At 73.1% G+C, this 23,845-nt stretch carries 25 protein-coding genes; 11 read left to right on the top strand and 14 right to left on the bottom strand.

The window, feature by feature from the left end:
• Positions 1-60 precede the first annotated feature (60 nt).
• Together OIE12_RS31940 and OIE12_RS31935 are read right to left on the bottom strand one after the other, a co-directional pair.
• The gene (locus tag OIE12_RS31940) at positions 61-969 is read right to left on the bottom strand and encodes a sulfite exporter TauE/SafE family protein (RefSeq protein WP_329141430.1); all 909 of its coding nucleotides are present in this window, start codon (positions 967-969) and stop codon (positions 61-63) included.
• Between the two features lie 141 nt (positions 970-1,110).
• On the bottom strand, positions 1,111-1,305 hold the full coding sequence (locus tag OIE12_RS31935) for a DUF2795 domain-containing protein (RefSeq protein WP_329141429.1): 195 nt from the start codon (positions 1,303-1,305) through the stop codon (positions 1,111-1,113).
• A 153-nt stretch (positions 1,306-1,458) separates the two neighbouring features.
• Between OIE12_RS31935 and OIE12_RS31930 the strand changes: the two genes are divergently transcribed.
• Entirely contained in the window at positions 1,459-1,809 is a 351-nt protein-coding gene (locus OIE12_RS31930) for a hypothetical protein (RefSeq protein WP_329141428.1), read from the top strand.
• A 70-nt stretch (positions 1,810-1,879) separates the two neighbouring features.
• Here OIE12_RS31930 and OIE12_RS31925 read toward each other — a convergent pair whose 3' ends face one another.
• Complete coding sequence (locus tag OIE12_RS31925) at positions 1,880-2,419, bottom strand: hypothetical protein (RefSeq protein ID WP_329141427.1); 540 nt, start codon at positions 2,417-2,419, stop codon at positions 1,880-1,882.
• 153 nt (positions 2,420-2,572) lie between these two features.
• Between OIE12_RS31925 and OIE12_RS31920 the strand changes: the two genes are divergently transcribed.
• Positions 2,573-3,319: an SDR family oxidoreductase gene (locus OIE12_RS31920; RefSeq protein ID WP_329141426.1), complete on the top strand. Its 747-nt coding sequence runs from the start codon at positions 2,573-2,575 to the stop codon at positions 3,317-3,319.
• Between the two features lie 71 nt (positions 3,320-3,390).
• Here the strand turns inward: OIE12_RS31920 and OIE12_RS31915 are convergent, their stop codons facing one another.
• The 7 genes from OIE12_RS31915 to OIE12_RS31885 form a co-directional block, all read right to left on the bottom strand.
• The gene (locus OIE12_RS31915; protein ID WP_329141425.1) at positions 3,391-4,530 is read right to left on the bottom strand and encodes an alpha/beta hydrolase; all 1,140 of its coding nucleotides are present in this window, start codon (positions 4,528-4,530) and stop codon (positions 3,391-3,393) included.
• 121 nt (positions 4,531-4,651) lie between these two features.
• Positions 4,652-5,605: a quinone oxidoreductase family protein gene (locus OIE12_RS31910; protein ID WP_329141424.1), complete on the bottom strand. Its 954-nt coding sequence runs from the start codon at positions 5,603-5,605 to the stop codon at positions 4,652-4,654.
• On the bottom strand, positions 5,602-5,961 hold the full coding sequence (locus OIE12_RS31905; protein WP_329141423.1) for a hypothetical protein: 360 nt from the start codon (positions 5,959-5,961) through the stop codon (positions 5,602-5,604). Before OIE12_RS31905 ends, OIE12_RS31910 begins: the two co-directional genes overlap by 4 nt.
• Entirely contained in the window at positions 5,958-6,821 is an 864-nt protein-coding gene (locus OIE12_RS31900; RefSeq protein ID WP_329141422.1) for an extradiol ring-cleavage dioxygenase, read from the bottom strand. The genes OIE12_RS31905 and OIE12_RS31900 overlap by 4 nt, the downstream gene beginning before the upstream one ends.
• Positions 6,814-7,704, bottom strand: coding sequence for a citryl-CoA lyase (locus tag OIE12_RS31895; RefSeq protein ID WP_329141421.1), 891 nt, complete (start codon positions 7,702-7,704; stop codon positions 6,814-6,816). Before OIE12_RS31895 ends, OIE12_RS31900 begins: the two co-directional genes overlap by 8 nt.
• Entirely contained in the window at positions 7,697-8,917 is a 1,221-nt protein-coding gene (locus OIE12_RS31890; RefSeq protein ID WP_329141420.1) for a CaiB/BaiF CoA transferase family protein, read from the bottom strand. The genes OIE12_RS31895 and OIE12_RS31890 overlap by 8 nt, the downstream gene beginning before the upstream one ends.
• A gap of 193 nt (positions 8,918-9,110) precedes the next feature.
• A complete protein-coding gene (locus OIE12_RS31885; RefSeq protein WP_329141419.1) occupies positions 9,111-9,908 on the bottom strand; it encodes an IclR family transcriptional regulator domain-containing protein in 798 nt (265 codons plus the stop codon).
• A gap of 382 nt (positions 9,909-10,290) precedes the next feature.
• On the opposite strand from OIE12_RS31885, the gene OIE12_RS31880 reads away from it, so the two are divergent.
• Positions 10,291-11,733, top strand: coding sequence for an amidohydrolase family protein (locus tag OIE12_RS31880; protein ID WP_329141418.1), 1,443 nt, complete (start codon positions 10,291-10,293; stop codon positions 11,731-11,733).
• Between the two features lie 26 nt (positions 11,734-11,759).
• On the opposite strand, the gene OIE12_RS31875 is transcribed toward OIE12_RS31880, so the two are convergent.
• Complete coding sequence (locus OIE12_RS31875; protein ID WP_329141417.1) at positions 11,760-12,497, bottom strand: SDR family oxidoreductase; 738 nt, start codon at positions 12,495-12,497, stop codon at positions 11,760-11,762.
• 136 nt (positions 12,498-12,633) lie between these two features.
• On the opposite strand from OIE12_RS31875, the gene OIE12_RS31870 reads away from it, so the two are divergent.
• The 7 genes from OIE12_RS31870 to OIE12_RS31840 all read left to right on the top strand — a co-directional run bounded on the left by OIE12_RS31870 (position 12,634) and on the right by OIE12_RS31840 (position 20,278).
• The gene (locus OIE12_RS31870; protein WP_329141416.1) at positions 12,634-13,209 is read left to right on the top strand and encodes a TetR/AcrR family transcriptional regulator; all 576 of its coding nucleotides are present in this window, start codon (positions 12,634-12,636) and stop codon (positions 13,207-13,209) included.
• Between the two features lie 389 nt (positions 13,210-13,598).
• The gene (locus tag OIE12_RS31865) at positions 13,599-15,071 is read left to right on the top strand and encodes a glycoside hydrolase family 76 protein (protein WP_443054081.1); all 1,473 of its coding nucleotides are present in this window, start codon (positions 13,599-13,601) and stop codon (positions 15,069-15,071) included.
• 122 nt (positions 15,072-15,193) lie between these two features.
• Entirely contained in the window at positions 15,194-17,008 is a 1,815-nt protein-coding gene (locus OIE12_RS31860) for a glycoside hydrolase family 76 protein (RefSeq protein WP_329142352.1), read from the top strand.
• Positions 17,009-17,196: 188 nt separating this feature from the next.
• Positions 17,197-17,712 (top strand): SigE family RNA polymerase sigma factor, encoded by a 516-nt coding sequence (locus tag OIE12_RS31855; protein WP_329141414.1) that lies wholly within the window; start codon positions 17,197-17,199, stop codon positions 17,710-17,712.
• The gene (locus OIE12_RS31850; RefSeq protein ID WP_329141413.1) at positions 17,702-18,400 is read left to right on the top strand and encodes a hypothetical protein; all 699 of its coding nucleotides are present in this window, start codon (positions 17,702-17,704) and stop codon (positions 18,398-18,400) included. Before OIE12_RS31855 ends, OIE12_RS31850 begins: the two co-directional genes overlap by 11 nt.
• Positions 18,401-18,473: 73 nt before the next feature.
• Positions 18,474-19,493 carry a bile acid:sodium symporter family protein gene (locus tag OIE12_RS31845; protein ID WP_443053985.1) on the top strand — a complete coding sequence of 340 codons (1,020 nt, stop codon included), beginning with the start codon at positions 18,474-18,476 and terminating at the stop codon, positions 19,491-19,493.
• 164 nt (positions 19,494-19,657) lie between these two features.
• A complete protein-coding gene (locus tag OIE12_RS31840) occupies positions 19,658-20,278 on the top strand; it encodes a TetR/AcrR family transcriptional regulator (protein WP_329141411.1) in 621 nt (206 codons plus the stop codon).
• Here the strand turns inward: OIE12_RS31840 and OIE12_RS31835 are convergent.
• From OIE12_RS31835 to OIE12_RS31825, 3 genes are all read right to left on the bottom strand, one after another.
• On the bottom strand, positions 20,275-21,669 hold the full coding sequence (locus OIE12_RS31835) for a DHA2 family efflux MFS transporter permease subunit (RefSeq protein ID WP_329141409.1): 1,395 nt from the start codon (positions 21,667-21,669) through the stop codon (positions 20,275-20,277). The genes OIE12_RS31840 and OIE12_RS31835 overlap by 4 nt on opposite strands.
• A gap of 20 nt (positions 21,670-21,689) precedes the next feature.
• Positions 21,690-22,499 carry an alpha/beta fold hydrolase gene (locus OIE12_RS31830; RefSeq protein ID WP_329141406.1) on the bottom strand — a complete coding sequence of 270 codons (810 nt, stop codon included), beginning with the start codon at positions 22,497-22,499 and terminating at the stop codon, positions 21,690-21,692.
• A 72-nt stretch (positions 22,500-22,571) separates the two neighbouring features.
• Positions 22,572-23,039 carry a cupin domain-containing protein gene (locus OIE12_RS31825; protein ID WP_329141405.1) on the bottom strand — a complete coding sequence of 156 codons (468 nt, stop codon included), beginning with the start codon at positions 23,037-23,039 and terminating at the stop codon, positions 22,572-22,574.
• 134 nt (positions 23,040-23,173) lie between these two features.
• Between OIE12_RS31825 and OIE12_RS31820 the strand changes: the two genes are divergently transcribed.
• A complete protein-coding gene (locus OIE12_RS31820; RefSeq protein ID WP_329141403.1) occupies positions 23,174-23,791 on the top strand; it encodes a TetR/AcrR family transcriptional regulator in 618 nt (205 codons plus the stop codon).
• Positions 23,792-23,845 lie beyond the last annotated feature (54 nt).

Here is a 23,845-nt window from a genome sequence, read left to right as displayed (position 1 = left end):
GCGCGTGGTGGCTGTGCCCGGCATGCGGCTGTGCCGCGCGGGCGCGCCCGTGGGGTTCGTTCACGTCGGGATGCCCGACTTCTCCGGCGCCGCCTCCGCCGGCGCCGGAACGGCCCGCCGCCGCTCGCGCAGCGTGACGGCCGCCCCCGCCCCCGCGATCAGCACCGACACGGCGACGAGGACACCCCCCGGCACCTTCAGCATGGACAGCCCCGACCCCGTCAACAGCACCACCAGGATCCATCGCAGCGCCGGCCCCGTGACCCGGGTCGACAGCAGGGCGCCCACGACGACTCCGGGTATCGCCCCGATCAGCAGGGTCGCCGCGAGGCCCAGGTCCGCGTCCCCGCTCACCAGGTGGCCGAGGGCGGCCGCGGCCACCACGGGGATGGCCTGCACCAGGTCCGTGCCGACGAGATGGTTCGCCTTGAGCCGGGGGTGCGCCAGCATCAGCATCACGATGATGAGGGAGCCGGAGCCGACCGAGGTCATGCCGACGACGGCCCCGCCGACCAGCCCGATCGCGAGGGTCGCGAGCGGCCGTACGGACACCTCACCGCCATCGGCCGGGGCGGCACCGCGCCGCCGGTCCAGCCACATGCGGACGAGCATGCCGACGACCGCGAGCAGCAGCGCCACGCCGATGACGTACTTGACGCGCCGCTGCAGCGCGTCGCCGTCGCCGAGCGTGCGGAGCAGGAAGACACCGCCGAACGCGGCGGGCACGGCGGTGGGCAGCAGCCAGCGCACGAGGTCCCAGCGCACCGTGCCGGCGCGCTGGTGCACGACCGCGCCGAACGGCTTCATGAACACCGAGGCGGCGAGGTCGCTGCCGATGGCCGCGGTGGGGTTGACCCCGAAGACCATCACCATGATCGGCGTCATGAGCGCACCGCCGCCCATACCGGTGAGTCCGACGGCGAGGCCGACGAGCGCCCCGGAGAGGATGATCGGCCCGGAGAAATCCATGGGCCGCACCCTAACCAGTTTTCCTATGGGAAACGTATGGAATCCAGCCCTTGGACAGCGGGGCGGCTGCCGGGACGACACCGGCCCGGCCCCCTGAGCCCCGGGGCCGGGCCGGCGTGACGGTGGCGTGCCGCCCGCGCGCTACTCGTTGTCGAACACGGCCTTCTGGACCTTGTTGGGACCGTCGAACTCGTCCGTCCCCGCGTGGGACAGTTTGTCGACGAGAGCGTCGTCGGCGCCGTTGTTCTTGGCCAGCTTCACCAGGTCCTCGCGGCTCGCGGGGTAGTCGGCGCCCTTGAGGGCCTTCTGCAGGTCGATGGGGCTGATGCTCGCCATGGTGGGGCTCCTCCTCGGAGATTTCCTGCGGGAATCCGCAGCCCCGGTCAAGTCACCGCACGGCACGGGCATAAACAGCCTACGTCCCGATTTGCCCGGCCCGCCCGGGGTACTTCCGCGGCAACGGAAATGGCCAGTGGAAGGGATCAGGGCATGCTGTCTCATGCGCTCGAGCGTGGCGTCCTCGTCATCACCGTGCACCGCGATCCCGGCCCCGCCGGACGCGCCGCGCTCGCCGCGGAGATCGGCGCCCTGGTCCACGCGTACCGGCCGATGCCCGTCGTGGTGGTCCTCGAGGAGGCCGCCACGGGCGGCGCGGCGGTCGCCTCGGTACTGCGCGCCCACCGCCTGTGCAGCAACCTCGGTGTCCTGATGTCCGTGGCCACTCACAGCGCCCCCGCGCGCCGCCAGCTCGAGGCCGGCGCGGACACCGGCGGCTGCCGGCTGGTCGTGCACGCGCGCACGGACACCGCGATCGACGCGGCGTTCATCGCCGCCGCGTGACGCAGGCCGCCTGCGGCCCGGGCCCGCCGTTCGGACCGTCCGCGTCCGCGGTGGGCCCGAACGGCGGGTCCTAGCCGCGGGCGCCCACGCTCTTTCCGTGCTCCTGGACGGCGTGGCCGGGGCGGGGTGTGCGGTCCGGGCGGTGCGTGGCGGCTCCCGCGCTGAGCGCGGACGTGAGGGCGATGACGATCAGCGCGACGGCGACGCAGGCCGCGATGAGCAGCCGTCGCCTGCGGCGCGCGGTGCGCGGGCGCGGCGGGGCGGCGGGGACTGGGGGGACCGCGGAGACGGGCGGGCGCGGGGGGCGGCGGGCGGCGGTGAGGTCTCCGAAGGTGTCCAGCTCGGCCGCGAGGTGGGGATCCTGGGTCAGGAGTTGCCGCTCGATCTCGGCCAGCTCACGTTCGTAGTCCATGAGGCGCTCCTTGAGGTGCGGCGCTGCGACGGTCGCGCCGCGCGGCGGCGGCTGCGGTCGGCCGGGTGCGGCACGGCGGGACCGGCGTGCGGCGACGCGGACCGGGCCGTACGGCCCCTCGCCGGTGAAGTACCCGGACTGGGTGAGCCGACGCCGGGCGACGGCGATTTCCCGGCCGGCCGTGTCCCGGCGGCTCACCGCCCGTACCGCGCCGCCCGCCCCGCACCGCGGACCGTCCGCCGTGCGGTGTCACGAATCGGGGGTGAGCCTGGTCTTCCTGGTGCAGACAGTCATCGCCCGTGCGGCCGTCCGGCTCCGCACCCGCGCAAGTCCCCCGAGAGGATCGCAGTCATGAAGGTCGTAGTGATCGGCGGAACCGGCCTCATCGGCTCCCAGCTCGTCGACATGCTCCGCGAGCAGGGCCACGAGGCGGTGCCGGCCGCGCCCGGCACCGGCGTGAACACGCTGACGGGTGAGGGCCTGGCCGAGGCGCTGCGAGGCGCCCAGGTCGTCGTCGACGTCTCCAACTCGCCCTCGTTCGAGGACCGGGCGGTCATGGACTTCTTCCGCACCTCGACCACCAACCTCCTCAAGGCCGAGGCGGAGGCCGGTACCGGCCACCACGTCGCGCTCTCCGTCGTCGGCACCGAGCGCCTCCAGGAGAGCGGTTACTTCCGGGCCAAGCAGGTGCAGGAGGACCTGATCAAGGACTCCGGCATCCCCTGCTCGATCGTCCACGCCACCCAGTTCTTCGAGTTCCTGAACGGCATCGCCGACTCGGTGACCGAGGGCGACACCGTGCGCCTCTCGCCCGTCGGCATCCAGCCGATGCACTCCTCCGACGTGGCCGCCGCCGTGGCCCGTACGGCGGTGGGCGCGCCGGTCGGCGGTGTGGTGGAGGTCGCCGGGCCCGAGGTGTTCCGGCTCGACGGGATCGTCCGCGAGACCCTCGCCGCGGGCGGCGACCCCCGTACCGTCGTCACGGTCCCGAACGCCCCGTACTGGGGCACCGTGCTGGAGGACACCACCCTCCTGCCCGGCCCGGACGCGCGGCTGGGCGATGTCCGGTTCGCCGACTGGCTCGCCGAGCGGAAGTAGCCGCCCGTCGGCGCCGGGGCCCGATCGGCACACGGGCCCCGGCGCCACGGGCTCCGCCCGCGGCCGACGGCTCAGGACTCCTGCTGCCAGCCGGTCCCGGCCGGACAGACGGGGTTCGTCGCCCCGGACAGGAAGCGCAGGAAGTGCTTCAGCGCGGGCGTCCAGGTCGCGAAGTCGTGGCCGCCGGGGCCCGTGCAGTAGCGGTGCGGCACCCCGCCCGCCGTGAGGTCCCCGTCGAGCGCGGTGTTCCAGGCGTACGGGTCCTCGGCCCGTCCGCTGTAGAGCAGCAGCTTCCCGCCGTACGAGCCGTAGGTGGCCGGGCTGGTCTCGGCGACCTGGGCCGGGTTGAACGACGCCCAGGCGGACCGCGGCCCGAAGACCAGCTCGGTGCGCTGCGACGGGGTGGGGTTGCCGGGCAGCAGGTACTTCCAGTAGTTCCCGGCGTCGGTGCCCGAGCCGTGCCACCAGAAGCGGGCCCCGTAGGCGGTGGTGGCCAGGCCCACGGTGCCCTGGTGGTCGGTGCGGCGCAGATCGGTGCCGCCGGAGAAGGAGCCCACGGCGTCGAACAGTCCGGGGTACTGGGCGGCGTACTTCAGGGCGCCGAACCCGCCCATGGACATCCCCGCGACCGCGCGCCGGCCCGACGTGGCCAGGTGGTCGTCGATCCAGGGCAGCAGCTGGTGGATGTGGAAGGTCTCCCACAGCGGCGCGAAGTTGCCGTACGTGTAGCCGGCCCAGTCGGCGTAGAAGCCCGCCTTGCCGCCCTCGGGCATCACCACGATGCCGTGGTACCCGGCGTCCGTCACGCTCCGCACGACGTCGCCGTCGCCGGTGGACCACTGCGTGTAGTCGCCCGCGCCACCGTTGAGGAGGTAGAGCACGTCGTACGAGCCCGCCGGGTCGTAGTCGTCGGGGAGCAGGACGCGCGCGCGGACCGGTTCGCGCACCGGGTCGATCTCCGGTGCGCCGGGGCCGCGCGGCGTGTAGAGCGCGTCGGTGGTGAACTCCGCCTCGCACAGCGGCCCATCGCCCACCTGCGTCCAGGACCCGAGGTCCAGTCCGTCCGACTCACCGGTGGCGAGCGCCGGGCAGGCGGCGTCCGCCGCGGCGGGTGCGGCGGGTGCCTGGAGCAGTGCGAGGCCGAGGGCGACGGCGACGGCCGTCGCCCAGGTTCTGGGAGTGCCGAGCCGGTGTCCGGGCAGTGGCCGCATGGGTTCCCTCTCCCCCGTTCGTCCCGTCCGTCGGTCCACCCGGTATAGCACGACGGAACGGGACTCCCGGAGGGGCCGGAGGAAACTTCTCCCGCCCCAACTCCCGTGCACTGATCGCCATTTACGGCACCAGCACGATCCGTCCCCCCGCGGCCCCGTCCGCCTGGCGCTGCCAGGCGTGGCCGGCGTCGGCCAGCGGGACGGTCTCGTGGGCGACGGAGAGCTGTCCGTCCGCCGCCCGGGCGGCGACCTCGGCGATCGCCTCGGCACGTTGCCCCGCGGTCAGTTCGTTGTTGGTGTAGCCGAGCACCCGCAGCGACCTGCTGCGCAGGGTGGCGGAGTCCAGCGGGCTGGTCTCGCCGGCCGAGCTGCCGAGGTTGACCAGCCGACCGCCGGGACCGAGGGCCCGGGCCGCGGCCGCCGCCGGGACGCCGAACAGCGGGTCGAGCACGAGGTCCACCGGACCGTCGGCCGCCTCGGCGAAGCGGGCGGCCAGTGCGGCGACGTCGTCGGTGTCCAGGGCGACGACGACGTCGGCGCCGGCCCTTCGGGCGCGCTCGCGGGCCGCCGGGGAGCGGGCCCCGGCCACCACCCGGCGGGCGCCGGCGGCGCGGGCGAGCCGGACCGCCGCCTCGCCCACCACGCCGCCGGCGCCCAGCACGATCACCCGCTCGCCCGGGGCGAGTTCACCGCGCCAGGTGAGCGCCATGTGCGCGGCGACGGCCGACAGTCCGAGCGCGGCGAGGGCCACCGGGTCGGCGCCGTCGGGGAGTGGGACGACGTTCTCGGCGCGGGCCACCGCGAGTTCGGCCATGCTGCCGTCGCCCGGTGCCATTCCGGCCGGGGTGGCGAACCACACCGGGCGGCCCTCGACGGTGCCGACGCCCTGGACGCCGGGCACGTACGGCGTGGCGGGCCGGCCGAAGTAGGAGGTCCCGGTGGCGCACAGCAGGTCCAGCGGGGTGATCGGGGCGGCGAGCACCTCGACGAGAACCTGCCCGGGCCCGCACACGGGCGCCTCCCGGTCGGCCACGACGGGCGGGCGGCCGGGCTCGCGCAGCTCCGCGGCCCTCATGTGGCGATGTCCGGGTAGGGCAGCGACATGTGCGCCAGTCTCCTCGCGTACTCGGTCTGGAAGCCCATCGGCGGGTGGTCCCGCTCGAACAGGCCGATGAACAGGGTGAGGGTGAGGAAGGGGTGCGCGCCCATCTCGAAGAGCGTGACGTAGTCGTGGGTGGCCAGCGCCTCCCGTTCGGCGTCGTCGAACCGCAGCCAGGTGGAGGACTCGCCGGTGACGCAGTTGAGGATGCGGTTGGCGTACTCCTCTTCCCACTCGGTCACCGTGGCGCGCGGGTCCTCGCGGTAGCGCTCGACCAGTTCCGGGTCGCGGTCGATGGTGAACAGGAACTTGTTCAGCAGGTACTTGCTCACGGCCGGCCGCCCTTCGGGTACCAGGTGAAGTACGCCTCCATCGTGTGGAAGAGGTCATAGGTGTCGACGTAGTCCGCCTTCAGCCCCTCCCCCGCCACGCCCATCATCAGCATGAAGTCCATGAAGCCGTGGGTGGCGTTGCCGGGCAGATGGAGGCTGTCGAGGGTGACCTCGGACAGGCAGCCCTCGATGTCGCCCGACCCGATCCACCGGACCGCCTTGCGGTCGAACTCCGGGTCGGGTCCGGTGGGCCCGAACTGCCGGGGACCGCCGAGCTCCAGGGAGAGGTGCCCGGTGCCGATCACCGCGACCCGCATGTCGGCGGGCCAGGACTCGACCAGCGCCCGGATGGCGCGCCCGAGCTGCACGAACCGTTCGGGGCGCGGCAGCGGCGGCGCGAAGATGTTGGTGTAGATGGGGACGATGGGCAGGTCGTTCTGCGGGCGCAGCGTGATGATCGGGCAGGTGATGGAGTGGTCGATCCGCAGCTCGTTGGAGAAGGCCAGGTCGAAGCCGGAGTCGAGGCCGCCGCGCAGGATGTGCGCGGAGAGGTCCTCCTGGCCCTGGAGGACCATCCTCGGCAGGCCGAACTCGCGTTCCTCGTTGTAGAAGTTGGCGTCGTAGACGGGCGCCTTGCCGACCAGGAACTGGGGCATGTTGTCCAGCCAGAGCTGATGGAAGTGGTCCGAGCCCACCATCACCAGCACGTCCGGGCGTGCTTGTGTCAGGGTCTCGCGGAACGCCTCCACCTTGCGTACCCACTCGTCCGCGAAGGGCGGGCGGTCGTCGCCGGTGGAGGTGCTGGCGCGGTAGTAGAAGGGGTGGTGGGTGGACGCGATGACCGCGACCAGTTCAGCCATGCGGACCTCCGTGGGTGGGGCCGGCGGGCGGCTCGGGGGTGTAGGGGTCGGGCGGTACGGAGCGGTTGTTGAGGTCGACGGAGAGGAACATGTCGTTGGCCACCGGGTGCCGCAGTTCCTCGGCGAGCTGTCCGATCAGTCCGGCGGCGCGGGCCAGCAGGGCGAAGCCGCGCAGCAGCTCCAGCGGCAGCCCGAGGTCTGCGAGGGCGGCTCCGCAGACCCCGGCGCCGTTCAACGGCAGGGTACGGCCGAGCACCTGCGGATGGACCCGGCCGATCGCGGTGAAGAGGGCGAGGTGCGGTCCGAGGAGGCCCTCCTCCGCCGCGAGGGCGAGCAGCCGGGGGGTGCGCGGGTCGCCGTCCTTGTGCACGTGGTGGCCGAGCCCCGGGACGAACCGGCCGCTCGCCCGCCGGGCCCGTACGGTCTCCAGCGCCACCGCGTCCCAGCCGGCGTCGTCCGTCGGCAGCCCGCCGTCGAGGCCGGTCAGCACGTCGTGCAGGAAGCGGCCGCAGTCCTCGGTGACGCCGAGGAAGCGGGAGCCGCCGCCGAGGAGCCCGGCCGCGAGGGCGCCCTGCACCGAGTCGGGCGCGGAGAGGTAGGTCAGCCGGGTCACCATCGCGGTGGGGGTGAAGCCGTGGTCGGCGAGGGCGGCGAGCACGGCCTCGAAGACGCGGGTCTCGCCGGGGGTCGGCCGCCGCTGGGTGGCCAGCCAGAAGGCCAGTTCGCCGAATCCGACCTCGCCCATGATCTCGCGGGCCAGGTCGTGGCCGAGCAGAGTGATCGACTCGCGGGAGGAGGCGCCGAGGGCCGTGGGGTAGACGGGGGGTGCGGGGTGCACCGGAGACGCGGGGGGTGCGGGGGGTGCGGGGCGTTCGTCAGCCATCGCCGTCCTCCTGGGAAGTCGGTGAAGTCCCCTCGGCCCGGGGGGCCTTGAGCCAGGCGCGGATCTCGGCGCCGTGCTCGTCGGGTTCGGGCGGGGGCAGCCGGTAGGCGGCCGGGGTCTCGGAGAAGCGGATGGGATGCCGGGTGGTCGGCACGGCGCGCTCCCCCTCGCCGACCTCCACGACCGGCTCCAGGCCGAAGCGCTCGGCCATCGCGAAGCCGCCGTCGATGGTGTTGATCGGCCCGCACGGCACCCCGGCCGCCACCAGCAGTTCGAACCACTCCAGGGCACCGCGGGTGCGCAGTCGCTCGACGAGGAGCGGCCGGAGTTCGTCGCGGCGTTCGGTGCGGTCGGCGTTGCGGGCGAAGCGGGGGTCCTCGGCGGTCTCCGGGATGCCGAGCACCTCACAGAGCTTGCGGAACTGGCCGTCGTTGGCGGCGGTGACGATGAGGTCGTTGTCGGCCGTGGGGAGCGGCTCGTAGGGGAAGACGCTGGGGTGCGCGTTGCCCATCCGGTACGGGACGACGCCGCCGGCGGCGTAGGCGGAGCTGTGGTTGACCAGTCCGGTGAGCGCCGACGACAGCAGGTTGACCTCGACGTGCTGGCCGGTGCCGGTGGCGTCGCGGTGGCGCAGGGCGGCGAGGATGCCGATGACGGCGTGGTTGCCGGCCATCACGTCGAAGACGGAGATCCCGGCCCGGTACGGCGGCCCGTCCGGGTCGCCGGTGAGGCTCATCAGCCCGGAGATGGCCTGCACCATGAGGTCGTAGCCGGGTACGTGCTTGCCGGCGCCGGTGCCGAAGCCGCTGATGGAGGCGTAGACGATGCCGGGGTTGGCGTCCCGTACGGAGTCGAAGTCGAGGGCGTAGCGGGTGAGGCCGCCGGGCTTGAAGTTCTCGATCAGGACGTCCGCGCGGCGGGCGAGTTCCCGGGCCGCTTCGGCGTCGTCGGGATCGCGCAGGTCGAGGGTGAGGGCGCGCTTGCCGCGGTTGACGCCCAGGTAGTACGTGGAGACGCCGTCCCGCACCGGGGGCATCCAGGTCCGGGTGTCGTCGCCGCGCGGCCCCTCGACCTTGATGACGTCGGCGCCCATGTCCGCGAGCAGCATGGTGGCGTAGGGACCCGCGAGGATCCGGGAGAAGTCGGCGACCAGCAGCCCCGAAAGGGGGCCGCCGCCCTGGGCGGTCCGGCCGGGCCCGGTGTCGTCTGCCATCAGGACCGCCTCCATGATTGACCGCTGTACGGACGAGTGTCCGCTCACCGATTCTGGCACGACCAACGGCACGCACGTCAAGAGGCGGCTCCGCTGAGGGGCGCGAGGAACGGGGCGTTCAGCCGTCCACACGGCGCACCCGCGCGACCACAGTCATCCCCGGCGCGGTGGGCGCACTCCCAGCCGCCCCACGTCACCGCACGAGATGAGGAGCCGTCTCCAGACGCGCGAAATCCGCGCTGATCTCGCCGGCCGCCTGCAACAGCAGCGGCAGATGGTGGTCGAGCAGCCGCTCGACGGAGGTCTCCGCGGCATGCGCGTTGACGTTCAGCGCGGCGATCACCCGGCCCGAACCGTCCCGCAACGGCACGGCCACCGAGCGGATGCCCAGGGTGAGCTGCTCGTCGGTGAGCGCCCACCCGCGCGCCCTCACCTCGCGCAGCTCGGCGTCGCGCTCGGCGCGGCCCGGCTGCCAGCGCGGAGTGAGCCCGGACCGGCTGGGCTCGGCCAGGACGCCGTCCAGCCGCTCCGGGTCGAGCGCGGCGAGCAGCACCTTGCCGAGCGAGGTCTGCAGGGCAGGGAAACGCGTGCCGATCTGGACGGCGAGGGCGACGATCTTCGGCACCGACACGCGCGCCACGTAGACGATGTCCGAGCCGTCGAGCTGGGCCGCGGACACGGACTCGCCGGTCCCCGCCGACAGCCGCTCCATGTGCGGACGGGCCACGTCCCACAACCCCATGGACCGCACATAGGCGACCCCCAGTTCCAGCACACGCGGGGTGAGCGCGAACCCTTGCGCGTCCGCCCTCACGTACCCCAGTTCCTGGAGGGTGAGCAGGATCCGGCGCACGGTGGGCCGGGCCAGACCGGTCGCCGTCGCGAGTTCGCTCAGCCCCATGACGGGCCGGTGCGGCGCGAAGGCGGTGATCACCTCCAGGCCGCGGGCCAGCGCCTCGATGAAATCCGGTCCGGTGCCCTCGCGCGGCATGACGTCTCCTCGGGGACGGTCTGACGGGACGCGCCACCCTACTGCACATATGCACGTGCACGACCGCCAGGCGGACACCCGATGCGGCCGGGAGCGTCCCCCCTGTGGCGCCACACAACGGCGATGCAGCCACTGATCAGAGGGCACAGAGCCGCCATACGACAAGCCCGGCCCCACTCCGCCCAGCCGTCATCGACGGAGGAACCGGTCGGCATGCGGACGCAGCACTCGGCGATGCTCCGTCCGGGCCCTCGAACCGAGGACGCACGGACGCTTGACAGGGCTCTGCCTGCTGCCCAGAGTGACATTCATCAACTGGTGACCGCGTGGCGGACGCTCGTCCGCCGATGTCGGTCGCGCCCGCGGTGTGAGGAGTCCACGGATGAGCGAGTCGAGCGAGTTCCAGCCGGGACGACCGGTGGTCCTGCGGGGCGGGACGGTGCTGCCGATGGACGCGTCGCGCCGGGTGCTCACGGGCGCCGACGTGCTGATCGTCGACGACCGGATCGCCGCCGTCGGGCCCGGCCTCGACGTTCCCGAGGGCACCGCCGTCATCGACGCCACGGACGGCATCGTCATGCCCGGCATGATCGACACCCACCGCCACATGTGGCAGACCGCGATGCGCGGCTACGGCGCCGACTGGACGCTCACCCAGTACTTCGTCTGGTACTACCTGGAGTCCGGCAGGCTCTTCCGCCCCGAGGACGTGCACGCCGGCAATCTGCTCGCCGCGATCGAGGCGATCGACGCCGGTGTCACCACGGTCGTGGACTGGTCGCACGGCCTGCAGACCGTCGACCACGCCGACGCCGCCGTCGACGCCCTGCGCTCGGTGCCCGGCCGGGCCGTCCTCGCCTACGGCAACATCCAGCAGCCGCCCGCCGAGTGGACGGCCACCCCGGAGTTCCGCGCCTTCGCACGCCGTATCGCCGGGGACGACATGCTCGGCTTCCAGCTCGCCTTCGACGTGACCGGCGACCCCGCCTTCCCGGAGAAGCCGGCCTTCGAGGTGGCCCGCGAGCTCGGTGTGCCGGTGACCACGCACGCCGGAGTGTGGGGCGCGACCGGCGACGACAGCATCCGGCTCATGTACGACCACGGGTTCATGACCCCCGAGACGGTCTATGTGCACGCCGCCTCGCTCTCCGCGGACTCCTACCACCGCATCGCCGCGACCGGCGGCTCCGTCTCCGTCTCGACGGAGAGCGAGCAGAGCGCGGGCCAGGGCTACCCTCCCACCTGGGCGATCCGCGCCCACGGCATTCCGGTGTCGCTGTCCATGGACACCAGCGTCTGGTGGAGCGGCGACCTGTTCTCCGCGATGCGGACCACGCTCGGCGCCGACCGCTCCCGGGAGCACCTCCAGGCGCAGGCGAAGGGCGACACCGTCACGCACGCCGCGCTGCGCGCCGAGGAGGTCGTCTCCTGGGCCACGCGCGGGGGCGCGCACGCGCTCGGCCGTGACGACCTGGGGAGTCTGGAGCCGGGCAGGAAGGCCGATGTCGTCCTGATCAAGAACGACCACTCACCGGTCTCGTTCCCGCTGCTCAATCCCTACGGCCATGTGGCGTTCCAGGCTCAGCGCGGCGATGTGCACACGGTCGTGGTGAACGGCAGGGTCGTCAAGCACGCGCACCGACTGCTGGGCGTCGATCTCGCCGCCGCGCGTCGTGAGATCGACGCCACGGTGGCGCATCTGCGCGAGTCGCTGGGCGAGGAGGGCTGGCAGAAGGGCATGAACCCGGACGTGCCGGAGACGAAGATCCTCGACAACCCGTACACGTATACGGACTACCGCAGCGGCTCCACCCACGGCGGCTGAGCCCGCCCGGCCGCGCGGGACCGGCGTCAGGCCTGCGCGGTCGAGCGGATGACGATCTCCCCGATGTCCACGCCCGCCGGCTGCTCGATCGCGTACCCGATGGCCGAGGCGACGGCCGAGGGCGGCATGGCGATCTCGTCGCGCTGCCGCACCAGTGCCGCCGCGACCTCGGGGCTCGCCGTCTTTCCCACGCCCTCGGTGTCCGTGAAGCCCGGGGAGACGAGGGTGACGCGCAGATCCGGCCCCGACTCCTGGCGCAGCCCCTCGCTCAGGATCTTCACCGCCGTCTTCGTCGCCGCGTAGACGCCCATGGGTGCCTTCACCACATGGGCCGCGGTGGAGGCCACGGTGACGAACTGTCCCGAGCGCTGCCTGCGGAAGACCGGCAGCGCCGCGCCGATGCCGTTCAGCAGGCCCGTGACATGGGTGGCGACCATGGCGTCCCAGTCGTCCTGGCGCAGCTCGTCGAACGGTGAGACCGCCATGGTGCCCGCGTTGGAGACCAGGACGTCCAGCCGGCCGAAGCGGTCGACCGCCGTTTCGGTCAGGCGCACGAGGTCCGCGCGGCGTGTCACGTCGACGACGATGCCGACCGCCTCGCCGCCCTGCGCCGTGATCCGGTCCACCACCGCGTCCAGCCGGTCCTCGCGCCGCGCGCCCAGCACCAGCCGGGCGCCCCGCGCGGCGAGATGGACCGCCGTCGCCTCCCCGATACCGCTGCTGGCGCCCGTGAGCGCGATGACCTTGCCCTTGATTCCCGACATGATGCGTCCTTCGGTAGAGGCGCAGGCCAGTCGTTGGCCTACAGTGGAAGTGGAGGCGTCCCCACTTCTCTCGAAGGCTAAGTGGGGACGCCTCCACTTAGCAAGCCGGGACATCGGGAAGGGACCACGAAGGCAGATGACCGAGGAAGCGGCACGTCCACTGCGCGCCGACGCGCGGCGCAACCGGGAGAAGATCCTCGCGGCGGCCGTGCGCGTCTTCGCGGCGGAGGGACTCGACGCCCATCTGGAGCGCATCGCCAAGGAGGCGGGGGTGGGCAGCGCCACGCTGTACCGCAACTTCCCGACCCGGGAGGCGCTGGTCGAGGCCGTCTACCGCAACGAGGTGGCTCAGCTCTGCGACGCGGCCCCCGCCCTGCTGACCGAGAAACCGCCCCTGGAGGCGCTGCACGCCTGGACCCGTCTCTTCCTCGACTACGTGACGGTCAAGTACGGCGTGATCGACGCGCTGCGCGCCATCGCCGCGTCGGGGAACGGCAACCCGTACGGCCACAGCCGGGAGTTGATCTGGGGCGCGCTCGGCACCCTCATGGACGCGTGCGTGGCCGCCGGGGCGATCCGCGCCGACATCGGCCCGGACGACATGGGCACCGCCCTGGAGGGCATCGCCCTCACCTCGGCGAGCCCCGACAAGCGCGCACAGGCGGAGCGTCTGCTGGACCTGGTCCTGGACGGCCTGCGCACCCACGCCTGATCCGGCCGCCGTACGCCTGCGATGGTGGAGAGCCGCCCCCCGAGTGCGCCCCGCCGGTCCCTCGGCGGAGGCGCAACCCCGCCTCCACCGGCGGCCCCACTCCGCCTCCGCCGACGGGGGCCCAACCCCGCCTCCCCCGGCGGGGCCCAACTGCGCCCCCGCCACGCCCCGTTGACGCCCTCCCTGCTCAGCATTACCGTCTGAGAGCGCTCTCTGTGCCGGGCGTCCCCCCAGGACGCCTTCCTGAAAGCGCTCTCCCCCCTTTCACCTCCACTCCGCTCTCACCCCACCTCCCCCGGCACCACCGTCGCGGCACGCGACCGCACGGCGCACGCCTCGACGGCCGGGACCGGGGTCCCCCCACCGAGCAGGGAGGTCCCATGACCCCCATGTCCAGACGCGGCCCGCTGCGCCGGCCCGCCGTGGCACTCGCCATGGTCCTCGGCGCCGCCCTCACTCCCCTCACCTCGACCACGGCCACCGCCGCGGACACCGCCACGACGGCGACCATCTGCAACACCTACTGCGACGCCCGCGACCCCGCCTCCTCCCCCGGCGACCGGGCGCCCGTCACCGCGAGCATCTACGGCCGCTCCCTCGTCCTGCACTTCGACGACAGCGACGCGATGGGCTGGGCCTCCCTGGAGAACGGCAGCCCCGGCGACGAGGTCTGGCTCGACCGCTCCCTCGACGGCGGCCGCACCTGGAACTCCGGCAGCAGACTCGGCGACACCACCGTGCCCGCCGGACAACGCGGGTGGCGCACCCTGATGTACAACGTCGACGACTGGAACAACCACGGCGTCGGCGCGCTGCGTGCCTGCGGCAAGGCCGGGGACCGCGGCGAGATCGCCTGCACCGCCTGGGCCCGCACCACCTGGAACGCCGGCGAGCGGCGCACCGCCGCGGCCACCGGTCTGATGAGCCTGTACAACTACGGCACCGGCCTGTTCGACACCACCGGCTGGTGGAACTCGGCCAACGCCCTGACCGCCGTCATCGACAACATCCGCGTGACGGGCATGGGCAGTTACCGCTACGCGATCGCCCGCACCTACGACCAGAACATAGGCGCGCAGGGCGGACAGTTCCGCAACGACTACATCGACGACACCGGCTGGTGGGGTCTGGCCTGGGTCGCCGCGTACGATCTCACGGGCGACAGCCGGTATCTGAACACCGCCCGGGCCGACGCCGACCACATGGCCGCCTACTGGGACGGCACCTGCGGCGGCGGGGTGTGGTGGAGCACCGCGCGCACCTACAAGAACGCCATCGCCAACTCCCTGTACATCCAGCTCAACGCGGCCCTGCACAACCGCGTGTCCGGCGACACGACGTACCTGTCCCGCGCCACGTCCGGGTGGAGCTGGTTCCAGGGGACCGGCATGATCAACGGCTCGCAGCTGGTCAACGACGGCGTCAACCTCTCCACCTGCCGCAACAACGGCGACACCGTCTGGTCGTACAACCAGGGCGTCCTGCTCGGCGCACTGGCCGAGCTCTACAAGGCCACCGGCGACTCCGGGACCCTGACCGCCGCCCGTCGGATCGCCGACGCGGCGACCACCACGTCCTCGCTGCACACGGGTGACGGCATCCTGCGCGACCCGTGCGAGAGCGGCGACTGCGGCGGCGACGGCCCGTCCTTCAAGGGCGCGGACGTACGCGGCCTGGCCCGGCTCAACTCCGTGCTCTCCGACCACCCGTACACGTCCTATCTGCGCCGTCAGGCGGACCGCGCCCACGCCGCCGACCGCAACGCCCTCGACCAGTACGGGCTGCGCTGGTCGGGCCCGCTGGACACGGTGGACGCCGCACGCCAGCAGAGCGCCCTCGACCTGCTCAACGCGGCGTCATGAGCGGCGACATGAACGACTTCACGTGCGGCTTCACGAGCGGTGTCGCGACGTACCCGCGCCGGACGACAACGTTGTCCGGAGGCACGGCACGACCCCTTCCCCTCCTTCTCTCCCTCCTGCTGATGCTCACCGGGGCCCTGGCCGGCGTCGTCGCCCTGCCCACGCCCTCCCGGGCGGCGACGGGCCAGGTCTGCGCGCTGGCGTGCGACACGTTGGACCCCTCTCGCGCGCGGAAGGAGACCTTCCCGGTCGCCGACCGCACGATCAACGGACGGGTGCTGCGGCTGCACGTCTCCGACCCGGACGACATGGCGTGGGCGAGCATCGACAACGGCACACCGGGCGACGCCGTCTGGCTGGACCGCTCCTGGGACCGGGGCGCCACCTGGGAGGGGCTGCTGGGCAGGGCGAGCATCCCCGGCACCTGGACCGGCACGCGCACCCTCATGTACAACCTCACCGACCCGGTGGGGCACCGCCGGGGCTGGATCCGCGCCTGCGGTGACGCGGCCGGGGCCGGCTGCACCGACTGGGTGTACCCCACGGTGTGCGACGGCACCCACTGCGACGGCGCGAACCCCGCCACCGCGGCGGGCGACGAGCGTCCGGTGCCGTCCACCACACTCTTCGGACGCACCATCAGCCTCCACGTGGACCAGCGGGACGCGATGGCCTGGGGCGTCATCGAGAACGGCGGCCAGGGCGACGAGATCTGGCTCGACCGTTCCTGGGACGAGGGCGCCACCTGGTCCGAGGGTTCCTCCCTGGGCCGCACGAGTGTGGCCTCCGGCGCCACGTCGACCCGTACGGCCATGTTCGCCACCCGGGATCCACGCGGTCTGCTGTACGGCGGCGCGGTCCGCGCCTGTGGCCGCGAGGCCGGGCACCAGGAGGGCAGTTGCACGGCGTGGGCCCGCCCCGCACCGACCAGGGCCCGTGCGGCGGCCGACGCGCTGATGGCGTCGTACCAGACGAACGAGGGCTGGTGGCGCAGCAGTTGGTGGAACTCGGCGGCCACGCTCACCGCGCTCGTCGACTTCGCGAAGCGGACCGGGACGCACGACTACGACTGGGCCGTCGCCCGCACCTTCGAGCAGAACCGGGGCGTCTTCCCCGCCGGCGGCCGCAGTTCCGATCCGATCGAGGGCCACTTCATCAGCCGCGCCGTCGACGACGCCGCATGGTGGGCGATCGCCTGGCTGGACGCCTACGACTACACCCACGAACAGCGCTACCTGGACGAGGCGGTGACGATCACCTCGTACATCCACACCTTCTGGGACACCGGCACGTGCGGCGGCGGCGTCTGGTGGAACCGTGAGCGCACGTACAAGAACGCGGTGACCAACGGGCTCTACCTGTGGCTCACCACCTCACTGCACCAGCGACTGGCCGGCGACACGACGTGGGGCGCCCGGGCGACCACGGCGGCGGACTGGTACCTGAACAGCGGTCTGATCAACTCCTCGGGGCTCGTCAACGACGGTCTCACCAACGGCTGCGCCAACAACGGCCAGACGGTGTGGAGTTACAACCAGGGCCTGGCCATCGGAGCGTTCACGCAACTGTGGCGGTCGACCGGGAACGACCGCTATCTGAGTACGGCCGAGCGGCTGGCCGACGCGGCCCTGTCGTCCTCGTCACTGACCCGCGACGGCGTCCTGACCGAGTCCTGCGACACCGGTACCAGCACCTGCGACGACAACCAGAAGCAGTTCAAGGGCGTCTTCGTCCGGCACCTCGCCGACCTCGCCGACGCCACGGGCTCGTCCGCCTACCGCGGCTACCTCAAGAAGCAGGCCGACACGGTCTGGACGTCCGACCGCGACGCCCTCAACCGTCTGGGCCAGCGCTGGTCGGGCAGCACCCCGAACAGCAGGGACTGGCGCACGCAGGCGAGCGCCCTGGAGGCGCTGACGGCGGCCGACAATCTCTGAATCCCCGCCTCCCACGTGCCGGGCGACACCAGCCGTCGCCCGGCACCGGCATGCCGGGCCGGCCGCCAACGCCCCGGCCCCACGACGTGTCCACCGCGGGGTGTGCTTCGATGTGCGCGACCCGTGTGATCCGTCCGTGCGTCAGGGGCGGGTGGGTCGCACGGGATTCCGAGACGTTCGGTGGAGACATGACCGAGGACGAGTTCGACGCCTTCTACGCGGCCGCGTTCCCCCGTCTGACCGGGCAGCTCTACGCCTTCACCGGAGACCTGGGCGAGGCGCAGGACGTGGTGCAGGAGGCGTTCGTGCGGGCCTGGGACCGGCGTCGGGGGCTCCTGGCCGACGAGGCGCCGGAGGCGTGGATACGCACGGTGGCCATGCGGCTCGCGGTCAGCCGCTGGCGGCGGGCGAAGCGCTGGGTGGAGCTGATGCGCCACAGTCCGCCGCCCGAACCGGAGCCGGGTCCGGGGCCCGAACGTGCCGCCCTGGTGGCCGCGTTGCGGCAGCTGCCGGAGAGTCAGCGGATGGCGATCGTCCTTCACCATCTGTGCGACCTCAGTGTCGAACAGGTAGCCTCCGAGACCGGTGCGCCCGTGGGAACGGTCAAGGCCCGGCTGTCGCGCGGGCGGGCGGCGCTGGCCCGGCGGCTGGCGGTGGACGAGGCCGAGGAGCCGGCCAGGAGGGAGAGCGGCCGTGTCGGATGAGCTGGCCACCGCGCTGCGCGAGCTGGCGACCGCACACGAGACCGCGGCCCCCGTGCCGCCCGCCGAGATCCGCGTCCGGGCGCGGCGCCGGCTGCTGCGCCGCCGGACGACGGCCGCGTTCGGCACCGCGGCCACGGCCGCGTGCGCGCTGACGGCGGTGGTGTTCGCCGTGCACCCGCAGGACCCCGGGCCGCGCCACCACCGGCAGACCGCGGCGTCCGCCGCCTCGCCCCGGCCCACGGCGGCACCGGTGCCGCGGCAGGTGGACGGCTCCCTCGACCTCCACGGGCACACACTGCTCTCCGGGAACCGGGTGATGCGGGTCGACTCCGCCTCCCTCGGCGCGTTCCCGGCCGGCGGCACGCTGACGGTCACCGCCAAGCGCCAACCGCTGCTGCTCCCGGACGACGCCGCCGCCAAGGACCGCTACGCGTACAAGGTGCCGTACGTGGTGGAGCTGCGCACGGCCGACAACACGCAGGTCTACGCCGGCGGCCTCGCCTCCGCCAAGGTCGTCGGCTCGCTCGGCTCCGGGACGGGATGGCTGGGGCTCGACGCCGGGGACGCGAAGTGGTTCTACGACCGCGCCCGCGTCGGGGACCGCATCGAGGTCACCTCCACCGCCGTGCCGAGTACCCGGCCGCCGTCGACCACGCCCGGGACGGCTCGGCGGTTGCCCACCGGGTAGTCCCGCGGCCCGCGCACCGAGCGCTGCCCGTATACCGAGACGGCGTTGCCGCACACCGATACATGGCATTTACATGCATCGTATGCAGAGCTCCCAGTCGTCCCCCACACCGGCCACCGGTTCCCCCACGGGCACGGGCGGCGGCCCGGCCCCGGCCGACCGTGCCGCCCGCCGTGCCGTCACCGTCTTCCCGCTCCTCGTCATCGCCGCGGGCGTGGCCGGTCTGCTCTTCCCCGGCACGTTCTCGGGGTACGGCACCGATGTGCCCTACCTCCTGGGCGTGGTCATGTTCTGCATGGGGCTCACGATGTCGCTCGACGACTTCCGGGGCGTCGCCCGGCGCCCCTGGGTGGTGCTGCTCGGCCTGGCCGCCCACTACGTGATCATGCCAGGGCTCGGCTGGCTCCTCGCCCACCTGCTGCACCTGTCGCCCGCGCTGGCCGCCGGTGTCATCCTCGTCGGCTGCGCGCCGAGCGGGACCGCGTCCAACGTGGTGACGTATCTGGCGCGGGGCGACGTGGCCCTGTCCGTCTCGGTGGCCACCGTCTCCACCGTCCTCGCGCCGCTGCTGACCCCGCCGCTGACGCTGCTGCTGGCGGGCGAGTACCTGCCGGTGGACGCGGGGTCGATGGTGACCGACATCCTCAAGACGGTGCTGCTGCCCGTCCTCGCGGGGCTGGTGGTGCGACTGGTCGCCGGGCGCCGGGTCGAGCGGGTGCTGGGCGCGATGCCGTGGCTGTCCTCGCTCGCCATCGCCGCGATCGTCGCCGTGGTGGTGGCGGGCAGCGCGGACACGCTGAAGTCGGCGGCGGGGACCGTCCTGCTGGCGGTCGTACTGCACAACGGCTGCGGGCTGGCCCTCGGTTACTGCTGCGGCCGGCTCACCCGCCTCGGCCGCCCCGCCGCCCGCGCGATGGCCTTCGAGGTCGGCATGCAGAACTCCGGCCTCGCCGCGTCCCTGGCCACCGCCCACTTCACCCCCCTCGCCGCCCTCCCCGCCGCGGTCTTCTCCGTCTGGCACAACATCTCCGGCGCCCTGACAGCGGCCTGGATGGCCCGCCGCACCCCGAGGGATGCGGAGGCCGCCTCCTGACAGGGAACCGACGGCACGCCCCTTCAGGGGCGCGGGGAACTGCGCGAAACACCCCACCGGCGGCCGGCCGTCGACGCACCCGCAACCCCACCCCCACCCACCGGTGCGACAATGGGGGCCGCCAAGACGGCCCCCGCCAACGCCCACACCGAAGGGACGCGCGCGTGCAAGACGCCGACGACCGCACGGCCCAGTCCGACCCGTCCGCCCCGTCCGCCCGGTCCAAGCGGTCGGACGCCCGCCGCAACGCCCAGAGCCTCCTGGACGCGGCCGCCGCGGCCTTCGTCGCCTCCGGCGTGGAGGCCCCGGTACGGGACATCGCCGCCAGGGCGGGCGTCGGCACCGGCACGATCTACCGTCACTTCCCCACCCGCGCGGACCTCATCGTCGCCGTCTACCGGCACCAGATCGAGGCCTGCGCCGAGGCCGGCCCGGCCCTGCTGGCGAGCGCCGCGACCCCGCACGCCGCCCTCGCCCAGTGGATCGACCTCTTCGTCGACTTCCTGGTCACCAAGCACGGCCTCGCCTCCGTACTGCGCTCCGACGACCCCGGTTTCCAGTCGCTGCACGCCCACTTCCTCGACCGTCTGCTCCCCGTCTGCGCCGAGCTGATGGACGCGGCGGCCGCGTCCGGCGAGATCCGCCCCGGCCCGAAGGCGTACGAGCTGATGCGCGGCGTCGGCAACCTCTGCATCGGGGCGGAACACGACCCGGACTACGACGCCCGCCGCCTCGTCGGCATCCTCGTCGCGGGGCTACGGCAGCCCGCCGACGACAGGCCCTAGCCCCGCACCGGCAGCCGCACCACCACGGCGTCGGGGTCCGCGGCGGCCCGGCGGCCGGTGGTGAAGGCGCTCACCGCGAGGACCGCCGCACCGCACCCGGCGATGATCCACCACGCGGCCGTGCGGCTTCCCGCCGCGAGTACCGCGCCGGTCACCGCGATGCCGAGGGCCGCGCCGACCTGGCGGCTGGTGGCGGCGATGGCGGCGGCCACGCCGGCCTGGGCGCGCGACAGGCCGGAGACCGCCGTGTCGGTGATGGGCGCGTTGACGAAGCCGAAGCCCACCCCGAACAGCGCGAACGCCAGGTGCAGCAGCAGGGTGGAGTGCGTGTCGGGCCGGGTGGCCGGGAGGGCCAGCAGGCCGCCCGCGGCCATGCCGGCCCCGGCGAGGAGCAGCGGCAGGCGCGGGCCGCGCCCGGCGACCATCCGCCCGGCCAGCGGCGGGCACAGCAGCGACGGCACCGCCATCGGCAGCAGATGCGTCCCCGCCGCCGGCGCACCGAGCCCCAGGTCCCGTTGCAGATGCAGGGACGCGGCGAACAGGAAGCCGCCGAGCGCGGTGAAGGCGCACACCGCCATCACCGTCGCCCCGGTGAAGGGGGCGTCGCGGAACAGCCGGGGGTCGATCAGCGGCTCCTCGCGTCGCAGTTCGTAGGGGACGAACGCGGCCGACGCGCCCGCCGCGGCGAGCAGGCAGGACAGGATCAGCGGCGAGGTCCAGCCATGGCCCGGCGCCTCGATCACGGCGTACGTCAGCGTGCCGAGCGCTGCGGTCAGCAGGAGCTGTCCGGCAGGGTCCACCCGGCGGGGGCGCGGCGCGCGCGACTCCGGGACGAACACGGCGGCGAGCAGCAGCGCGGCGAGCCCGATGGGCACGTTGAGCCAGAACACCGACCGCCACCCGGCGCTCTGTACCAGCACACCGCCGAGGATCGGCCCGGCCGCCATGCTGATGCCGACCACCCCGCCCCACACGCCGATGGCCCGGGCCCGCTCCTTCGGCCGCGGGTGGGCGTGCGTGAGGATGGCCATGGCGACCGGGGTGAGCATGCAGCCGCCCAGCGCCTGCGCCATGCGGAAGACGATCAGCCAGTTCAGCGAGGGGGCCAGGCTGCACAGGGCGGAGCCGCCGGTGAACAGCACGAGGCCGAGGTGGAGGACGCGGCGTCGGCCCACCCGGTCGGCGGTGGCGCCGGCCAGGATGAGCAGCGAGGCCAGGACGAGGGTGTACGCGTCCAGGGTCCACTGCAGTCCCGCGAGCGAGCAGTGCAGGTCCGCCTGGACGGAGGGCAGGGCGACGTTGAGGATCGTGGTGTCGAGGCTGACCAGCAGCACGCTGAGGCAGCACACGGCCAGGATCACCGTCGGTCGCCCGCGGTCGGTCGCCGGCACGTCGGTGCTCCGTCCGCCGGTCAGTGCTGCGGCCGGTGGGTGGCGTGGGCGTCGGCGAAGTCCCAGACCACCGTGAGCAGTTGCTCGGGGGTCTCGGTCTGCGGCATGTGTCCGGTGCCCCGGAGGAGCCGGAACTCGGCGCCGGGTACGGCCTCGGCGTAGGCGCGCCCGTAGTGGGCGTCGACGACCTGGTCGCTCTCGCCCCAGGCCACCAGCGTCGGGTGGGCGATCTTGGCCAGCCGGTCGGTGAGGGTGGGGTCGGCCATGGTGTGCGGGCCCGAGTAGACCTGGAGTGCGGCCCGGTTGCCGGCCATGACCGCGCGCTGTGCGTCGGTGAGCGCCGAGGGGTCGAAGCGGAACTTCGACGGGTCGTGGAAGGAGAGCCGGGAGAGCTCCACCGGCGTCAGGGGGAAGGTGTCGGCGACGGGGTGGCCGGGGACGGCGATGCCGACGGCGTTGACGAGGGTGACGCTGGTGATCCGGTCGCTGCCCAGGGCCGCCAGTTCGGCGGCGATCCAGCCGCCGATGGAGTTGCCGACGACGGCGACGTCCCGCAGGCCGAGGGTGTCGAGGAGTTCGGCGTAGATCCGGGCCAGGGTGGGGACGTCGGTGAGCCGGTCCGGGCGGGTGGTGCCGTCGAAGCCGGGGTGGACGGGGGTGAACACCCTGGCGGGGCGCTGTGCGGAGAGCAGGCCGGCGAACGGGGTGACGGTGGCCGGGCCGCCGCCTCCGTGCAGCAGGAGGAAGGGGTGGCCCTGCTCACCGTACTGGTCGACGGTGACGTCGACGGTGCCCTGGTCGAGGGTGAGGGTGTGGGTGGTGCGGGTCATGTCGGTGCTCCTTGGTGCGGCGCGGACGAGCCGCGGGAAGGGAGAGGGAGAACTGCGGGAAGGGCGGCGTCGTCAGGCGAAGTCGGTCGCCGGGACCGTGGCGTAACGGCTCATCACGGCGACCGTCGACTCCGGGGTCAGCTCCTGGCCGCCGGCGATCATGTTCCGCAGGTCGCGGAAGTACTGCACGTACAGGTCGGGTGTGAAGGTGTTGAGGAGGACGGCCGGTTCGTCGCCGAGGTTGGCGAAGGTGTGCGGGGCGCCCGGCGGGATCATCGCGAGGGTGCCGGCCGGGGCCTCGTGCGTGGTGTCGCCGACGGTGAAGTGGACGGTGCCGGAGACGACGTAGAAGCCCTCGTCGTGCTGGGCGTGGCGGTGCTGGGGCGGGCCCTCCGTGTGCGGGGCGAGCGTGATCTCACCGATGCCCAGGCGGTGTCCGGTGGTGCTGCCGTCCTCCAGGATGCGCATGCGGGTGGTGCCGAGCTGGATGCTCTCGCCGTCGTCCGGTCCGACGACGGACGGCTGGTTCGTGGCGCTCATGCCGTCCCCTTTCGCGGTTCGTGAGAGTTGACTCTCAGGAGAGTAGAGACGGGAATCCCGTAATGCAAGTGAGCTCTCATAACGAGAGGTAAGCGCTACCATGGGAGCCACCCAACAGGAGGAAGGAGCGCCCGATGACCGCACACACGGGCACAGGTGCAGCCGGCGGCCGCGCCAACCAGCGGCAGCGCACCCGGACGGCGATCGTGACGGCCGCCCGCGAACTGATCGCCGCCGGCACGGAGTTGACGATGCCCCTGGTCGCCCGCGCGGCCCTGGTCTCCGAGGCCACCGCCTACCGCTACTTCCCGGACCTGCCCTCGCTGGTCAGCGAGGCCCTGGCGGGCGCCTGGCCGCCCCCCGCCGAGGCCCTGGCGCCGGTCACGGACAGCACGGACCCGGTCGAACGGGTCGCGTTCGCCACCGAGTTCCTGCTGCGCGGCGTGCTCGCCCGGCAGGGTGCGGTGCGCGCCATGATCGCGGCGACGATCGTCCGGCCGGAGGCCGTGAGCGCCCGCCCGGGCATCCGTTTCGGACTGATCGACCACGCGCTGCTGCCGCTCCGGGACACGCTCGGGGCGAGCGACCCGGAGGCCCTCGCACAGCTGAAACGGGACCTCGCGGTGGCGGTGAGCGCCGAAGCGCTGTTCGTCCTCACCGATCTGTGCGGGCTCGATCCGGAGACCGCCGTCGCCAGCGCCGTACGCACGGCGACCACGCTGACCAGGGCCGCCGTCCCCGCGGACGCGTAGCGACCGGTACCGGGCGAATTTCCGCAACTCACCGATTCCGTCGAGTCACTTGCA

Origin of the sequence: Streptomyces sp. NBC_00670 (genome assembly GCF_036226765.1) — a bacterium.
Classification (GTDB): domain Bacteria; phylum Actinomycetota; class Actinomycetes; order Streptomycetales; family Streptomycetaceae; genus Streptomyces.
The sequence above is the reverse complement of the archived record's forward strand: the minus strand, read 5'-3'. Positions and strand labels throughout refer to the sequence as shown.

Coding starts and splice junctions, on each gene's coding strand:
- OIE12_RS31880 (WP_329141418.1), top strand. CDS start 10,291: ATGAGCGAGTCGAGCGAGTTCCAGCCGGGACGACCGGTGGTCCTGCGG.
- OIE12_RS31820 (WP_329141403.1), top strand. CDS start 23,174: ATGACCGCACACACGGGCACAGGTGCAGCCGGCGGCCGCGCCAACCAG.
- OIE12_RS31900 (WP_329141422.1), bottom strand. CDS start 6,821: ATGGCTGAACTGGTCGCGGTCATCGCGTCCACCCACCACCCCTTCTAC.
- OIE12_RS31935 (WP_329141429.1), bottom strand. CDS start 1,305: ATGGCGAGCATCAGCCCCATCGACCTGCAGAAGGCCCTCAAGGGCGCC.
- OIE12_RS31915 (WP_329141425.1), bottom strand. CDS start 4,530: ATGCGGCCACTGCCCGGACACCGGCTCGGCACTCCCAGAACCTGGGCG.
- OIE12_RS31885 (WP_329141419.1), bottom strand. CDS start 9,908: ATGCCGCGCGAGGGCACCGGACCGGATTTCATCGAGGCGCTGGCCCGC.
- OIE12_RS31890 (WP_329141420.1), bottom strand. CDS start 8,917: ATGGCAGACGACACCGGGCCCGGCCGGACCGCCCAGGGCGGCGGCCCC.
- OIE12_RS31930 (WP_329141428.1), top strand. CDS start 1,459: ATGCTGTCTCATGCGCTCGAGCGTGGCGTCCTCGTCATCACCGTGCAC.
- OIE12_RS31875 (WP_329141417.1), bottom strand. CDS start 12,497: ATGTCGGGAATCAAGGGCAAGGTCATCGCGCTCACGGGCGCCAGCAGC.
- OIE12_RS31825 (WP_329141405.1), bottom strand. CDS start 23,039: ATGAGCGCCACGAACCAGCCGTCCGTCGTCGGACCGGACGACGGCGAG.
- OIE12_RS31940 (WP_329141430.1), bottom strand. CDS start 969: ATGGATTTCTCCGGGCCGATCATCCTCTCCGGGGCGCTCGTCGGCCTC.
- OIE12_RS31870 (WP_329141416.1), top strand. CDS start 12,634: ATGACCGAGGAAGCGGCACGTCCACTGCGCGCCGACGCGCGGCGCAAC.
- OIE12_RS31855 (WP_329141414.1), top strand. CDS start 17,197: ATGACCGAGGACGAGTTCGACGCCTTCTACGCGGCCGCGTTCCCCCGT.
- OIE12_RS31910 (WP_329141424.1), bottom strand. CDS start 5,605: ATGAGGGCCGCGGAGCTGCGCGAGCCCGGCCGCCCGCCCGTCGTGGCC.
- OIE12_RS31865 (WP_443054081.1), top strand. CDS start 13,599: ATGTCCAGACGCGGCCCGCTGCGCCGGCCCGCCGTGGCACTCGCCATG.
- OIE12_RS31860 (WP_329142352.1), top strand. CDS start 15,194: ATGCTCACCGGGGCCCTGGCCGGCGTCGTCGCCCTGCCCACGCCCTCC.
- OIE12_RS31895 (WP_329141421.1), bottom strand. CDS start 7,704: ATGGCTGACGAACGCCCCGCACCCCCCGCACCCCCCGCGTCTCCGGTG.
- OIE12_RS31845 (WP_443053985.1), top strand. CDS start 18,474: ATGCATCGTATGCAGAGCTCCCAGTCGTCCCCCACACCGGCCACCGGT.
- OIE12_RS31830 (WP_329141406.1), bottom strand. CDS start 22,499: ATGACCCGCACCACCCACACCCTCACCCTCGACCAGGGCACCGTCGAC.
- OIE12_RS31920 (WP_329141426.1), top strand. CDS start 2,573: ATGAAGGTCGTAGTGATCGGCGGAACCGGCCTCATCGGCTCCCAGCTC.